Here is a 13,495-nt window from a genome sequence, read left to right as displayed (position 1 = left end):
TGGCTCGAAATATCAGTCAGCGGGACACGATGAAGTCCAGCGCGTCACGCGGCGCCCGGTCCCGCGGCGGCGCGGCGGCATGGCCCACCGCCACACAGCCCATCGGGTCCCACTCCTCCGGCAGATCCAGCACCTTCCGCACCACCGGACGGCAGAACATCGTCGACGACACCCACGCCGACCCCAGCCCCTCCACCGCGAGCTGGACCAGGAAGTTCTCCACGCCCGCGCCCATCGCCACCACGAACATCTCCCGCTCCGCGGCGTTGCGCCGCTCGTCGCGGTAGGTGTGCGAGCCCTCCATCACCAGGCACGGCACCACCAGATAAGGCGCGTTGCGCAACACGTCACCCCGCCTGATCCGCTTGGCGATCGACTGCTCCGAGAAACCGTCGCCGCGCAGATCCTCGATCCACGCCTCCCGCATCGCGTCCACCAGCCGCAGCCGCGTCTGCGCCGACTCCACCAGCACGAACCGCCACGGCGTCGTGTGATGCGGCGCCGGCGCCGCGATCCCCGCCGCCACCGCCCGCCGCACCGCCTCCGGATCCACCGGCCGGTCGCCGAACTCCCGGATCGTCCGGCGCGCGAACACCACGTCCCGCGACCCGTACCGGAACAGGTCCTCGTCCGCCGGGCGCACCAGCGGACGCACCCCCGGCCCGTCCTCCTCCGTCACCAGATGCCCCAGCCCCCGCACGATCGCCACCGGGACGCCGTCCAGCTTGCCCTTGACCAGCTCCGCGGCGGCCGCGATCTCGTCCACCAGCGCCGTCACCGTCGCACTCAGCGGATTGCCGTACGCGTCCCGCGAACCCCGGAAGTCGGCCGTCGTCACCACGCCCGCCGACCCGATCGCCACGTCCGTCAGCCCCTGCCGCCACGGCCTGCCGAACGTGTCGGACACGATCACCCCGACCCGGCCGCCCAGCCCCGCCCGGATCCGCCGCGCCGACGCGTCCGGATCCTCCGGCAGCAGCAGCACCGTCCCCGGGTCGGTGTTGGACGCGTCCACCCCGGCGGCGGCCATCACGAAACCGTGGCGCGTCTGGGCGATCACCGTGTCGCCGCGCCTCGCGACGACCCGGTCCGTCTCGTCCTCGATCGCCTTCGCCCGGTCCGGCGCCTCCCTGACCCGCCCCTCGGCCTTGCTCACGATCTTGGACGTGACGACGACGATGTCCCCGTCGCGCACCCCGGGGACGAGCGCCGCGAGGTCGTCCCCCGGCCGCACCTCCCCGATCCCCACCACGGGCACCACCTCGACCCGCTCACCCGCGGCCCCCTCCCAAGAGGAAGGCGCATTCTCTGCGGCGGGTGCGGGGCCGCCCGTCCCGGAAGCAGCCACACCCCCTGCGGCGGGTGCGGGGGAGGTGCCCTGCGCTTCCTCTCCCGGGGAAAGCGCACCCCGTGCGGCGGGGGAGGGCGTACCGGACGGGTGGGCGCCTGCCGGTGCGGGGGTTGCCTGGGGCTGCGTGGGGTGGGTCATGAGGTGAGCTCCTGGGCGAGGTCGAGGGCGGCGCGGGCGAGGGCGGCCGTGGCCGCGGGGTCGGACATGAGCAGGGGCCGGGCCTCGACGCGTACGCCGTCGAGCGTGACACCGGCGTCCTCCGGCGCGACCAGCCAGCCGTCGAGCAGGTCGGACCCGTACAGGGAGAGGACCGCCTGGGCGCTGGTCTCGACGCCGATGGCGGTCAGGCAGGCGTCGGCCATGCCGCGCACGGGGGCGCCGCCGATGATGGGGGAGACGCCCACGACGGTCTTGGGGAGCAGGGCGTCGCGGATGCCCGGCACCTGGAGGATGGTGCCGATGCTGACGACGGGGTTGGACGGCGGCAGGATGACCACGTCGGCGTCGGCGATCGCCTCGAGGACGCCGGGGGCGGGCTTGGCCGACTCGACGCCGACGAGGGCGATCGACTCGGCGGGGACGGAGGCGCGCAGGCGCACCCACCATTCCTGGAAGTGGACGGCGCGCCGGCCGCGCTCGTCGTCGATGACCACGTGGGTCTCGCACCGGTCGTCGGTCATGGGCAGCAGCCGTACGCCGGGCTGCCAGCGGGCGCACAGCGCCTCGGTGATCTGGGAGAGCGGGTAGCCGGCTTCGAGCATCTGGGAGCGCACGATGTGGGTGGCGAAGTCGCGGTCGCCCAGCCCGAACCATTGGGGTTCGACCCCGTAGGCGGCCAGTTCGTCCTTGACGACGTGGGTCTCGTCGGCGCGTCCCCAGCCTTGTTGCTCGTCGATGCCGCCGCCGAGGGTGTACATGACGGTGTCGAGGTCGGGGCAGACGCGCAGGCCGAAAAGGGTGATGTCGTCGCCGGTGTTGCCGATGACGGTGATCTGGTCGGCGGGCGCGGTCGCGCGGAGTCCGCGCAGGAAGCGGGCGCCGCCGATGCCGCCGGCGAGGGTCACGATGTGCATGCGGAACAGTCTTCCACCCCCCGTCCCGGGACCGTTTTTCCCCTTTTCTTGACGGCCCGCAAAACCCTGATATGCGGGGAAAAGAGCGACTATTGAGATCTGCGAGCTTCCTGGGACTCCCGCCGGACAAGTCGGTGATGTGGCAAACTCCCTTCGGGCTAAAGGGTCCGATGGGGGTACTTGTGAGCAACTTTGACGTCGCCAGGCTGAAGGAGCCGGCCGCCTGGATCATGCTGGCCGCCGGTGGCCTGGACATCCTGCTGACCATCGGCCGGATTCTGATCGGCTCGACCAGCGCGGACTTCACCGAGCGCGCCTACATGCACTTCTCCGGCCTGACCAGCCCGGTGATCACGGCCTTGCTGCTCGGCGCGGTGCTGCTGCTGACCAAGGTCGGCCCGCCGTCGGCCAAGGCCAAGCCCGTCGCGTACATCGCGGCCGGGGCGCTGGCCGCGGCGGCCGTGTTCGGCGCGCTGTCGCTGCTGCTCGGCCTGTTCGCGGGCAACACCGCGCGTTCGACCGTGGAGTTCCTGCTGACAGGTGTGCCGATGCTGGCGCTGACGGCCCTCGCGCTGGTGTACCTGCTGCCGCAGGTCATGCCGGAGCGCCGCCCGGCGGCCCCGTACGGTCAGGGCTTCCCCCAGCAGGGGTACGGCCAGCAGGGCCAGTTCCCGCAGGGCCAGTTCCAGCAGCCCGGTTACGGCCAGCAGGGCTTCCCGCAGCAGGGTTACGCCCAGCAGCCTCCGTCGCAGGGCGGCCAGGAGTACGGCCAGCCGGACTACGGCCAGCAGCCCGCCCCCCAGCAGGCCCAGGCGGACTACGCGCAGCCCCAGCAGGGGATGCCGCAGCCCGGCCAGCAGCCCACCCCGCAGCCCAACCAGCAGCCCGCGCCCCAGGCTGCCCCGCAGCAGGGTTACGGCCAGCAGCCGCCGAGCTACGGCGGCCAGCCGGAGCAGCCCCCGTACCAGCAGCAGTCCTACAGCCCGCAGCCGCCGTCCGGCGCGCAGGAGCAGCCGCAGCAGGACGCCTACCAGCCGCCGGTCCAGCAGCCCCAGCCCCAGCAGGCCGCCCAGCAGTACCCCCAGCCCCGGGCGGCCCTGCCCGCGGCCCCGTCCGACCAGCAGCAGGACTCCGGCGGCTACGGCCAGCCCGCCCAGGACCCGTACAGCCCCCAGTACGCCCAGGACGCGCCCCAGTACGCCCAGGAGACCCCGCAGTACGGCCAGGACCAGCACTACAGCCAGGACCCCTACGCCGCGCAGGCGCAGGAGGCCCCGCAGTACAACCAGGACCCGTACAGCCCGCCCGCCCAGGACCAGCAGTACGCCACCCCGGCCGCGGACCCGTACGCCCAGCCCGCCCAGGAGCAGTACGCCCCGCCCCCCACCGAGGCGTTCCCCCCGGCGCAGAACCCGTACGCCCCGCAGCAGCCCGCGCACGCGGCCTACACGCCGTCGGAGACGATGCCGGACTCGGGCTACCAGCCCCCGTCGGAGTATCAGCCGGCCCCGTACGTCCCGGCCGACAGCCAGCCGAACCTGCACAACCAGCCCAACCCGTACGCCCCGTCGTACCCGTCGGGCGAGACCGCGCCCAGCGTGCCGTACCCGGACCAGCAGCAGCCCTACTACGACCGCCAGTCGGCGTTCGACCAGCAGGGCCAGCAGCAGAGCCAGCAGGGCCAGCAGAGCCCGGGCCAGCAGCACGGCCAGGGCGGCCAGCCGTTCACCGGCTACTCGGGCCACGAGTTCGGGGTGCCGCAGCACGAGCCGGACCCGCCGGTGGACCCGCGCTCGCAGCAGCTCCTGGACGCCTACCAGCAGGCCGACTCCTACCAGTCGGGCGTGGGCACCGCGCCTGACCTGCGCGTCCCGGAGTACGGCCAGCCGCAGCGACACGACGACGTGTTCGGTCACCCGCAGCAGCCGCAGGCCGCCTACGAGCCGCAGCAGGGCCAGTATCAGCAGCCCGGCTGGGGCCAGCAGCCGGCGGATTCGACCATCCGCCTGGACCAGCAGGCGATCCGCGGTGACGCGCTGGGGGACCAGCCGCGCCAGGGTGACGACCCGATCGACCCGACCGCCATATACACCCCGAATGAGCCACGCAGGTAAGGAACCGGCAAACGACGGCTAGAGAAGAGGTGGCCCGGAGGGCGGGGCTCATCCCGCCCTGATACGGTTCCGACCGCTGACAGCGTTGAACACGCCCGGCGCAAACCGGGCGCGAACATCTGATGCCAGGCACGACCGGGGCGAGAGCTGGTCTTCCCCCGGATACCGGCATGCCGCTTGACGCCACGTACGGCACACGCGTGTAATTACAACCATGTTGTTACGCCTTCCCGTGGGTGGGTACAAGGAAGGCGTTCCATGGGGGGCTCCATTGCGGGCGGGCGGCAGGGAGGTGTGCAGTGACCGATCTGGTCATCGCACAGGATCAGCTTGACGCTGAAGAACTCGGCTGGCAGGAGCGCGCACTCTGCGCGCAGACGGATCCAGAGGCGTTCTTCCCGGAAAAGGGCGGCTCCACCCGAGAGGCCAAGAAGGTGTGCCGATCGTGCGAAGTGCGTGCGGAGTGCCTGGAATACGCACTCGAGCACGACGAGCGCTTCGGCATCTGGGGTGGGCTGTCCGAGCGGGAGCGCAGACGGATCAAGCGCCAGGCCGTTTAGGGATAGATGTGGAAAGGGTCACGCGGTCACCCGTGTGACCCTTTTCCGTATCCGTGGGCGGTGCGACCGGTAAGGTGGCGGCGTTTGATCACCGCCCAATGGAGCCGCATGTCCCGTCCCTTCGTCACCGTGATCGTCGTCGCACACGACGGCGGGCGCTGGCTCGGGGAGACCTTGAAGGCCCTGGCGAGCCAGAGCTACCGCCCGGACCGGGTGGTGGGCGCCGACAACGGCAGCCGCGACGGCTCGGCCGACCTGCTCACGCAGGCGCTCGGCTCCGCCAACGTGCTCAGGCTGCCCCGTTCGGCGAGCTTCGGCGACGCCGTGGCCGAGGTGCTCGGCAAGCTGCCCCCGGGCGTCGACGGCGAGTGGCTGTGGCTGCTGCACGACGACTGCGCCCCCGACCGCCGCGCCCTGGAGGCGCTGCTGCGCGCCGCCGAAGAGGACCGCAAGGCGGCGGTGCTCGGCCCGAAGCTGCGTGACTGGCTGGACCGGCGGCTGCTGCTGGAGATCGGCGTGACCGTCGGCCGCACCGGCCGCCGCGACACCGGGCTGGAGGCCCGCGAGTTCGACCAGGGCCAGCACGACGGCACCCGCGAGGTCATGGCGGTGTCCACGGCCGGCATGCTGATCAGGCGCGACGTGTGGGAGGCGACCGGCGGGCTGGACCCGTTCCTGCCGATCTTCCGCGACGACCTCGACCTGTGCTGGCGGGTGCGCAACGCCGGGCACCGGGTGCTGGCCGTCACCGAGGCCGTGGCCTGGCACGCCGAGGCGTCGGCCCGCCGCAGACGGCGCATGACGGTCAGCGGCGACCACCCGCGCAGGCTCGACCGGCGCAACGGCATCTTCGTCGTGATGGCGAACCTGCCGTTCCTGGCGATGCTGTGGGCGCTGCTGCGCAACGTGGCGGGCTCGCTGACGCGCACGGTGCTGTTCGTGCTGGGCAAGCAGCCGGCGAACGCCCTGGACGAGCTGGTCGCGCTCGGCTCGGTCCTGGCGCACCCGATGCGGCTGGCCAAGGCCCGGCGGGCCAGGCGCGAAGGCCGCAAGAAGGGCCACAAACGCATCAGCCGCCTGCTCACGCCGCGCGGCGCGGGCCTGCGCCGCCTCACCGACATGGTGCAGAGCTTCCTGGCGGGCGAGGGGCCGGTCGACGCGGCGGGCCGGCACCACCACGCCGCCCCGGAGGAGGAGGTGATCGCGCCCGCGCCGGCGCCGCAGGGCAACCCGGTCAAGCGCTTCCTCGGCCGGCCCGGCGTGCTGCTGGCGTTCGGGCTCACGCTGGTCGCGCTGGTGGCCGAGCGGTCCCTGCTGGGGGCCGGACGGCTCGGCGGCGGCGCGCTCGTGCCGGTGACCGGCGGCGCGGGCGACCTGTGGGCGTTCTACACGGGAGGCTTCCACGACCTCGGGCCCGGCTCGGCCGACTGGGCGCCGCCGTACGTGGCGGTGCTCGCGGCGCTGTCCACGCTCGCCTTCGGGCAGACCTCGACGGCCGTGTCGGTGCTGCTGCTCGGCTCGGTGCCGCTGGCGGGCGCCTCGGCCTACCTGGCGTCGCGGCGGCTGGTGCCGGACGCCACCGAGTCGGGCGTCGGCGTCCGCGTGTGGGTGGCCGCCACGTACGCGCTGCTGCCGGTCGCGACCGGCGCGGTCGCGTCGGGACGGCTGGGCACGGCGGCGGTGCTGGTGCTGCTGCCGGCCTGCGCGGTGCTCGCCGCGCACCTGCTCGGCCCGGACGCGCGCCGCTCGCGCCGGGCGGCGTGGGGGTTCGGGCTGGTGCTGGCGGTGGGCGCGGCGTTCGTGCCGCTGCTGCTGCCGATGGCCCTGGTGCTCGGCGTGCTCGCCGTGGTGCTCTTCCGCACGGTACGGCCCGGCGTCCTCGTGCCGGTGGCCATCGCGCTGGGCGTGCCGGTGGCGCTGCTGCTGCCCTGGCTGGGCGGGCTGGTGCTGGACCCGGGCAGGTTCCTGCTGGAGGCCGGGCTGCACGACCCGGCCCTGGTGAGCCCGGCGCTCGGCGCCCGCGACCTGCTGACGCTCAGCCCCGGCGGGCCCGGCCTGCCGCCGTTCTGGGTGACGGGCGGGCTGCTGGCGGTGGCGCTGGGCGCGCTGTTCGTCCATCGCGCCCGCGCCGGACGGCGGGCCAAGCCGGACCCCCAGGCCGAACGCGGCCGGATCGTCGTACTGTCCGGCTGGGGGATCGCGCTGTTCGCGCTGGTGATCGCCCTGGTCGCGGGCCGGGTCGGCGTGGCGGGCGCGCCCGCGTGGCCGGGCGTGCCGCTGGCCGTCGCCGGGGCCGCGCTGATCGTGCTCGCCGCGCTCAGCGCCCCCCGCCTGGACGCCGCCCGCGCCCGGGGCGGCCCGCGCAGGATCGCCGCCTGGCTGGTGGCGGCGGTGGCGTTCAGCACGCCGCTGCTGGCCGCCGGGCACTGGATCGTCCAGGGCGTACGCGGGCCGCTCGACGGCGACGCACGCGATCCGCTGCCCGCCCTGGCCGTCATGAACTCCCGCCACGGCGAGCGCACCCTGCTCATCCGGGGCGCCGAGTTCACCGTGCTGCGCGGGCGCACCCCGCTGATCGGCGAGGCGGAGCTGCCCGTCGCCTCCCCCGAGCGCGCCAAGGTGGCCGCCGCGGCGCAGGGCCTCGCGGGCGGGCGCGGCGGCAACGACGCCGAGGTCCTGGCCCAGCACGGCGTGGCGATGGTGGCGGTGGCGCCGCCGGTCGGGCCCGAGCTCGCCAGGACCCTCGACTCGCAGCCCTCGCTCCAGCGCATGAGCCTGTCCGACAGCGGCGGCCTGTGGCGGATCGCCGAGCCACTCACGCCGGTCCCCGCCCGGCCCGCGCACTTCATGCACACGCCCTGGCTGTGGCTCCAGGGCGCGCTGGTGCTGGTCGCGGTCGTGATGGCCGCGCCCGGCCGGCGCGAGCCCGCCGAGGAAGCCGCCCGCACCCCCGACCCGGCCCTGGCGGGCGTCTCATGACGGCGATCCTGCGCCACCGGTTCGCGCCGCTCGCCGCCGTCCTGGCCGCCCTCCTGGCCCTGTACGGGATCGCGTACGTGACCGAGCCCGCCCCGGCCGGACGCGCGGCGGCCAAGCCGGAGCGGGTGGGCGTCGAGTCGGCGACCGCGGTCTGCCCCGGCGTCAAGGGCGCCGACGTGGCGGTCTACCTGCCCGGGACGATGTCACGCGAGACCATGAAGGACGCCGAGCCGTACACCGTGACCGGGCCCGGCGGCCTGGAGGCGGGCTTCGTCACCCGCGCGCTCTCGGGCGCCCGGCGCGGGCTGGCCGGGGTGCGGTGCGCCGAGCCGGCCGCCGAGACCTGGCTGGTCGGGCCGGGCCCGGCCAACGCCGAGGTCACGCTGCACCTGACGAACGCCGCCAAGACGCCCGCCATGGCCGACGTCCAGGTGTGGGCGGCCGAAGGGCTGGTGTCCGGCGAGGCGGGCCTCGGCCTGGAGGTCGCGCCCGGCAAGAGCCGGAAGATCGACCTGCGCGACCTGGCGCCGTCCGCCGACGTGATGGCGGTCAGCGTGACCTCCCTGGTGGGCCGGGTGGCCGTGGCCGCGAGCGCCGCGCCGGAGACGGGCGGCGCCGACTGGCTGCCGGCCGCCGCCGCGCCCGCCACGAAAATCGTCGTGCCCGGCATCCCCGGCGGAGGCGGCAGGCGGGAGCTGCTGGTCGCGGCGCCGGGCGAGGCCGACGCGACCGTGCGCATCACCGCCGTGACCGAGGGCTCCCGCTACGCGATGAAGGGCCGCGAGAGCGTCGACGTGCCCGCAGGCGGGGTGCTGGCGATCGACGTCACCACCGGCATCGGCGGCGAGTCCGCCGGGCTGGTGCTCGACTCGACCGCCCCCGTCGTCGCCGGCGTGGTGATCACCGGGACCGGCGGGCGGCAGGACGTCGCCTACACCGCCGGGACGCCGCCGCTCGACCTGGGCAGCGCCGTCGCGGCCAACGGCACGGGCTCGCGGCTGCTGCTGACCGCGCCGGGCGCGGCCGGCCGGGTGCGGGTGCAGATCGTGCCGGCCCGCGGCGAGCCGGGCGCCCCCGCCGAGGTCGAGGTCCCCGCCGGGCGCACCACGAGCGTGCCGCTGAAGGCCAAGGGCGCGTTCGGCGTCGTCGTGACCCCGGTCTCCGGGCAGGTCTACGGCGGCCGGGTCATCGAGGAACGGCAGCGCGCCGGCCTGCTCCTCACCGCCCAGCCGCTGGCCCAGGCCCGGACGTGGACGATGCTGCCGCCCCTCGCCGACACCCCGCTCGCCGTGCTGCCCTGACCGGGCTCAGCGCTCGTCGTAGCCCGGGTCGACCGCCTCGGGCGACAGCCCGAGCAGCGTCGCCACCTGCTCGACCACGGTGTCGTGCACCAGCGCGCCGAGCGTCTCGCGGTCGCGGGCCCGCGCCTCCAGCGGACGCCGATAGACCACCACCGAGGCCGGGTCCTGGCCCTTGGCCGTGTCGGCCCGGCCGAACGGGATCGGACCGCCGCCGAACCCCGGCCCGTCGCTCAGCTCGCTCAGCGGCGGCACGTCCTCCACCGCGAACTCCACCGCCGCGAGCTGCCTGCCCCACTTGGGCCGCAACCGGTCGACGGCGTCGAGCACCAGGTCGTCGAAGCGTTCGGAACGGGCCCGGGACATGGGCACGTACGAGGGCGCGAGCGGCCCGCGCAGACCACGACCGTGCCGGTCACGACGCCTGGGACCGCGCTTGAGAGTCACACGGCAAGTCTAAAGGCAGGCCCCATCGGGGCATGTGGGTGGAAAGGCTGCGACAGGTGTCCGAATTGTGGCGACACGCTCGTTAAGAGCGCTCAGGTAGTGGCGCCTCGCACTCTTACCAGATACGGTCCCTCCGTGAGCCCCGTCCGCCGCTGTTCCCGCACTGCTTGCAGTCAGCCTGCCGTCTTCACGCTCACGTACGTATACGCCGACTCGACCGCTGTACTAGGCCCTCTGGCGACGTACGCCGAGCCACACTGTTATGACCTGTGCGCCGAACACGCCGAGCGGCTGACCGCCCCCCGAGGCTGGGAGGTCGTGCGGCTGCCGACCGACGGCGCTTCCCCCAGCTCCGACGACCTCGAAGCGCTGGCCAACGCGGTGCGCGAGGCGGCCAGGCCCAGCGCCGCGCGCGGCGTCGAGCCGGTCGGCGACGCCGTCGAGGTCGGCCGGCGGGGCCACCTCCGCATCCTGCGCTCCACCCAGCCCAACCGCGATCGCTGACGCGCCGCCTGCCGTCGCGCCGGGTACAGTCGAGGCACCTGTCCGCGGCCGATTCGTAGGAGCTCCGATTAATCGCAAGTTCTCCCTGGTCGCCTTCGACCTGGACGACACGCTGGCGGTGTCCAAGTCCCGCATCGACGACCGCATGGCGGGGCTGCTGGCCCGGCTGCTCGACCTGGTCGACGTGTGCGTGATCTCGGGCGGGCAGTATTCCCAGTTCCAGGCGCAGGTGCTGCGCCACCTGCCGATCGACGACGCCCAGCGCGCCAGGCTGCACCTGATGCCGACCTGCGGCACGCGCTACTACCGCTGGCAGAACTCCGACTGGCACCTCGTCTACGCCGAGGACTTCACCGCCCCCCAGAAGGCGGAGATCATCGAGGCGCTCACCCGCAGCGCCAAGGAGCTGGGCCTGTGGGCCGATGACCCCTGGGGGGAGATCATCGAGGACCGCGGCAGCCAGATCACCTTCTCCGCGCTCGGCCAGCAGGCCCCGCCCGCCGCCAAGTACGCCTGGGACCCCGACGGCGCCAAGCGCCGCCTGCTGTGCGCGCACGTGTCGGAGCGGCTGCCCGGCCTGGAGGTGCGCAGCGGCGGCTCGACCTCCGTCGACATCACCCACAAGGGCGTCGACAAGGCCTACGGCATCGGCCGGCTCCTCGACGCCCTCGGGCTGACGATCGACGACGTGCTGTTCGTCGGCGACCGGCTCGACGAGGGCGGCAACGACTACCCGGTCAAGGCGATGGGCGTGGAGTGCGTGGCGGTCGAGGGCTGGGAGCAGACGGCGGCGTTCGTCGAGGACTATCTCGGCATCGAGACTCGATGAACCGGCGGCCGAAAGGCCGCGCAATCCACCGGACCAGTGGCGCCGTGATGTTACGGTCGGTTTTGGCGATGGCGAGCGAGATAGGTGAACGAGTGAAGATCGACGACTGGCTGCTGGAGATCCTGGCCTGCCCGGCGTGCAAGTCACCGTTGCGTGTCGAGAGCGACTCCGAAGAGCTCGACTGCACCGGCTGCGGCCTGATCTATCCGGTCCGGGATGACATCCCCGTGCTGCTCGTCGACGAGGCCAGGAAGCCGTGACCTGGGAGCCGGAGCGGCTCGACGACCAGCGGCACCTGAGCGAGGGCGACCCGGGCGGCATGCTGCTCGCGGTGGCCGCCTCGGCGGCGCAGGTGCGCACCGGGCTCCGGTGCGCCGTCGAGTCCGGCGTCGACCGGCTGGCCGGTGACCTCAGGCCGCGCGCGGTCGTGGTCACGGGCATGGGCAGCTCCGCGCTCGCGGGCGACATGCTGGCCGCGGTCTGCGGCAACAGCGCCCCGCTGCCCGTCGTGACGCTGCGCTCCTACCAGCTGCCCGGCTGGGTGGGGGCCACCGACCTGGTGGTCGCGATCTCCTGGTCGGGCGAGACGGAGGAGACGCTCTCGGTGGCCGCCGAGGCGGTGCGCCGGGGCTGCGCGCTGCTGGCGCTGGGCGCGCCGGGGTCGCCGCTGGAGGCGCTGGCCACGCAGGCCGGCGCCGTCTACGTGCCGCTGCCGGTGGCCGGACGCGACCGGGCCGACCTGTGGCTGGTGACGATCCCGCTGGTCGTGGCCGCCGCCGCGCTGGGGCTGGCGCGGGCCGACGAGGGGCTGTACGAGCGGGTGGCGGAGATGCTGGAGGGCATCTCGCACCGGTGCCGGCCGTCGAGCGAGTCGTTCATCAACCCGGGCAAGTCGCTGGCCCTCGACCTGGCCGAGAGCGTGCCGGTGATCTGGGGCTCGTCGCGGCCGGCCGCCGTGGCCGCCTACCGGCTGGCCTGCCGGCTCAACACCGACGCCGGTTATCCGGCGATCTCCGGGGAGCTGCCGGAGGCCGCGCACAACCAGGTGGCCGTCCTCGACGGGCCGCTGGCCGGGCGTGACATCTTCTCCGACGACGACACCGGCCGTACGGTCCGGCTGGTCGTGCTGCGTGACACCGAGGAGCACCCTCGGGTGGCCGAGACGCGGGAGGCGGTGCTGCGGCTCGCGCAGGACCGGGGCGTGCCGGTGAGCGAGCTGGCCGCCGAGGGCGCGCACCCGCTGGAGCGGATGGCCTCGCTGGTCGGGCTGGCCGATTACGCGGCCACGTACCTGGCGCTCGGTTATGGAATCGATCCGACTACTGTTGCACCCATTGCCGAGCTGAAGTCCAGGATCACCCAATAGGATCCCGGTTCGGGCATCAGTAGTGATCGTATGACTGGAGAAGACCGGTGAGTGCTAGCGGCGGTACGAAAGCGATTGTTGCGGCCTTGGCCGCGAACCTCTCCATCGCGGTGGCGAAGTTCGTGGCCGCAGCGGTCACCGGTTCGTCCTCGATGCTGGCCGAGGGCATCCACTCGGTGGCCGACTCGGGCAACCAGGCGTTGCTGCTGCTGGGCGGCAAGCGGGCGCAGCGGGAGAGGGACCAGAAGCACCCGTTCGGCTACGGGCGTGAGCGCTATTTCTACGCGTTCGTGGTGGCCGTGGTGCTGTTCGCGATCGGCGCGCTGTTCTCGCTGTACGAGGGCTGGCACAAGCTGTCCGATCCGCACGCGTCGGTGGAGTCGCCGCAGTGGGCGTTCGGGGTGCTGATCTTCGCGATCATCGCCGAGGCGTTCTCGTTCCGCACCGCGATCAAGGAGTCCAACGCGGTGCGCGGCAACCAGTCGTGGGTCGCGTTCATCCGCCGGTCCAAGTCGCCCGAGCTGCCGGTCATCGTGCTGGAGGATCTCGGCGCGCTGCTCGGCCTGATCTTCGCGCTGTTCGGCGTCTCCATGGCGGTCATCACCGGCGACGTCTGGTGGGACGCCGTCGGCACGCTCATGATCGGTGTGCTGCTGGCCGTCATCTCGGTCGTGCTGGCCATCGAGACCAAGTCGCTGCTGGTCGGTGAGGGCGCCGCGCCGGAGGTGGAGACCCAGATCCGGGCCGCCCTGGACGCCACGCCCCAGGTCGACCGCGTGATCCACATGCGGACGCTGCACATCGGCCCGGAGGAGCTGCTGGTGGCCGCGAAGATCGCGGTCACCCACAACGACACGGCGGCCGAGGTCGCCGCGGGCATCGACGAGGCCGAGCGGCGCATCCGCGAGGCCGTGCCGATCGCCCGGGTCATCTACCTGGAGCCCGACCTGGACCGGTCGCCGAGCAACGCCTGA

At 73.5% G+C, this 13,495-nt stretch carries 11 protein-coding genes and 1 pseudogene; 9 read left to right on the top strand and 3 right to left on the bottom strand.

Annotation, left to right across the window (positions count from 1 at the left end):
• Positions 1-16: 16 nt before the first annotated feature.
• Positions 17-1,270, bottom strand: a pseudogene (locus AB0J53_RS17395) (coenzyme F420-0:L-glutamate ligase); the annotation flags it as partial.
• A 215-nt stretch (positions 1,271-1,485) separates the two neighbouring features.
• Positions 1,486-2,424 (bottom strand): 2-phospho-L-lactate transferase, encoded by a 939-nt coding sequence (cofD, locus tag AB0J53_RS17390; protein WP_364173076.1) that lies wholly within the window; start codon positions 2,422-2,424, stop codon positions 1,486-1,488.
• A 182-nt stretch (positions 2,425-2,606) separates the two neighbouring features.
• On the opposite strand from cofD, the gene AB0J53_RS17385 reads away from it, so the two are divergent.
• The 4 genes from AB0J53_RS17385 (at position 2,607) to AB0J53_RS17370 (ending at position 9,378) form a co-directional block, all read left to right on the top strand.
• Entirely contained in the window at positions 2,607-4,538 is a 1,932-nt protein-coding gene (locus tag AB0J53_RS17385; RefSeq protein ID WP_364173074.1) for a hypothetical protein, read from the top strand.
• Between the two features lie 299 nt (positions 4,539-4,837).
• Positions 4,838-5,098 carry a WhiB family transcriptional regulator gene (locus AB0J53_RS17380; protein ID WP_049564653.1) on the top strand — a complete coding sequence of 87 codons (261 nt, stop codon included), beginning with the start codon at positions 4,838-4,840 and terminating at the stop codon, positions 5,096-5,098.
• A gap of 108 nt (positions 5,099-5,206) precedes the next feature.
• Positions 5,207-8,077 carry a glycosyltransferase gene (locus AB0J53_RS17375; protein WP_364173070.1) on the top strand — a complete coding sequence of 957 codons (2,871 nt, stop codon included), beginning with the start codon at positions 5,207-5,209 and terminating at the stop codon, positions 8,075-8,077.
• A complete protein-coding gene (locus AB0J53_RS17370; protein WP_364173068.1) occupies positions 8,074-9,378 on the top strand; it encodes a DUF5719 family protein in 1,305 nt (434 codons plus the stop codon). Before AB0J53_RS17375 ends, AB0J53_RS17370 begins: the two co-directional genes overlap by 4 nt.
• 6 nt (positions 9,379-9,384) lie before the next feature.
• On the opposite strand, the gene AB0J53_RS17365 is transcribed toward AB0J53_RS17370, so the two are convergent.
• Entirely contained in the window at positions 9,385-9,822 is a 438-nt protein-coding gene (locus tag AB0J53_RS17365) for a metallopeptidase family protein (RefSeq protein WP_364173065.1), read from the bottom strand.
• Positions 9,823-9,957: 135 nt separating this feature from the next.
• Between AB0J53_RS17365 and AB0J53_RS17360 the strand changes: the two genes are divergently transcribed.
• The 5 genes from AB0J53_RS17360 (at position 9,958) to AB0J53_RS17340 (ending at position 13,495) form a co-directional block, all read left to right on the top strand.
• Positions 9,958-10,326: a DUF3499 domain-containing protein gene (locus AB0J53_RS17360; RefSeq protein WP_219499649.1), complete on the top strand. Its 369-nt coding sequence runs from the start codon at positions 9,958-9,960 to the stop codon at positions 10,324-10,326.
• Positions 10,327-10,393: 67 nt separating this feature from the next.
• A complete protein-coding gene (locus AB0J53_RS17355) occupies positions 10,394-11,155 on the top strand; it encodes an HAD-IIB family hydrolase (RefSeq protein WP_308125594.1) in 762 nt (253 codons plus the stop codon).
• Between the two features lie 92 nt (positions 11,156-11,247).
• Positions 11,248-11,415, top strand: coding sequence for a Trm112 family protein (locus AB0J53_RS17350; protein ID WP_219499647.1), 168 nt, complete (start codon positions 11,248-11,250; stop codon positions 11,413-11,415).
• The gene (locus AB0J53_RS17345; protein ID WP_364173060.1) at positions 11,412-12,521 is read left to right on the top strand and encodes an SIS domain-containing protein; all 1,110 of its coding nucleotides are present in this window, start codon (positions 11,412-11,414) and stop codon (positions 12,519-12,521) included. Before AB0J53_RS17350 ends, AB0J53_RS17345 begins: the two co-directional genes overlap by 4 nt.
• 47 nt (positions 12,522-12,568) lie before the next feature.
• Positions 12,569-13,495, top strand: a complete 927-nt coding sequence (locus AB0J53_RS17340; RefSeq protein ID WP_219499642.1) for a cation diffusion facilitator family transporter — start codon at positions 12,569-12,571, stop codon at positions 13,493-13,495.

Origin of the sequence: Nonomuraea sp. NPDC049725 (genome assembly GCF_040674795.1) — a bacterium.
In the GTDB taxonomy this organism is placed as follows: Bacteria; Actinomycetota; Actinomycetes; order Streptosporangiales; family Streptosporangiaceae; genus Nonomuraea; species Nonomuraea ceibae.
The sequence above is the reverse complement of the archived record's forward strand: the minus strand, read 5'-3'. Positions and strand labels throughout refer to the sequence as shown.

Excerpts from the sequence above, each read along its gene's own strand:
- cofD (WP_364173076.1), bottom strand. The coding sequence starts at position 2,424 with ATGCACATCGTGACCCTCGCCGGCGGCATCGGCGGCGCCCGCTTCCTG.
- AB0J53_RS17375 (WP_364173070.1), top strand. The coding sequence starts at position 5,207 with ATGTCCCGTCCCTTCGTCACCGTGATCGTCGTCGCACACGACGGCGGG.
- AB0J53_RS17370 (WP_364173068.1), top strand. The coding sequence starts at position 8,074 with ATGACGGCGATCCTGCGCCACCGGTTCGCGCCGCTCGCCGCCGTCCTG.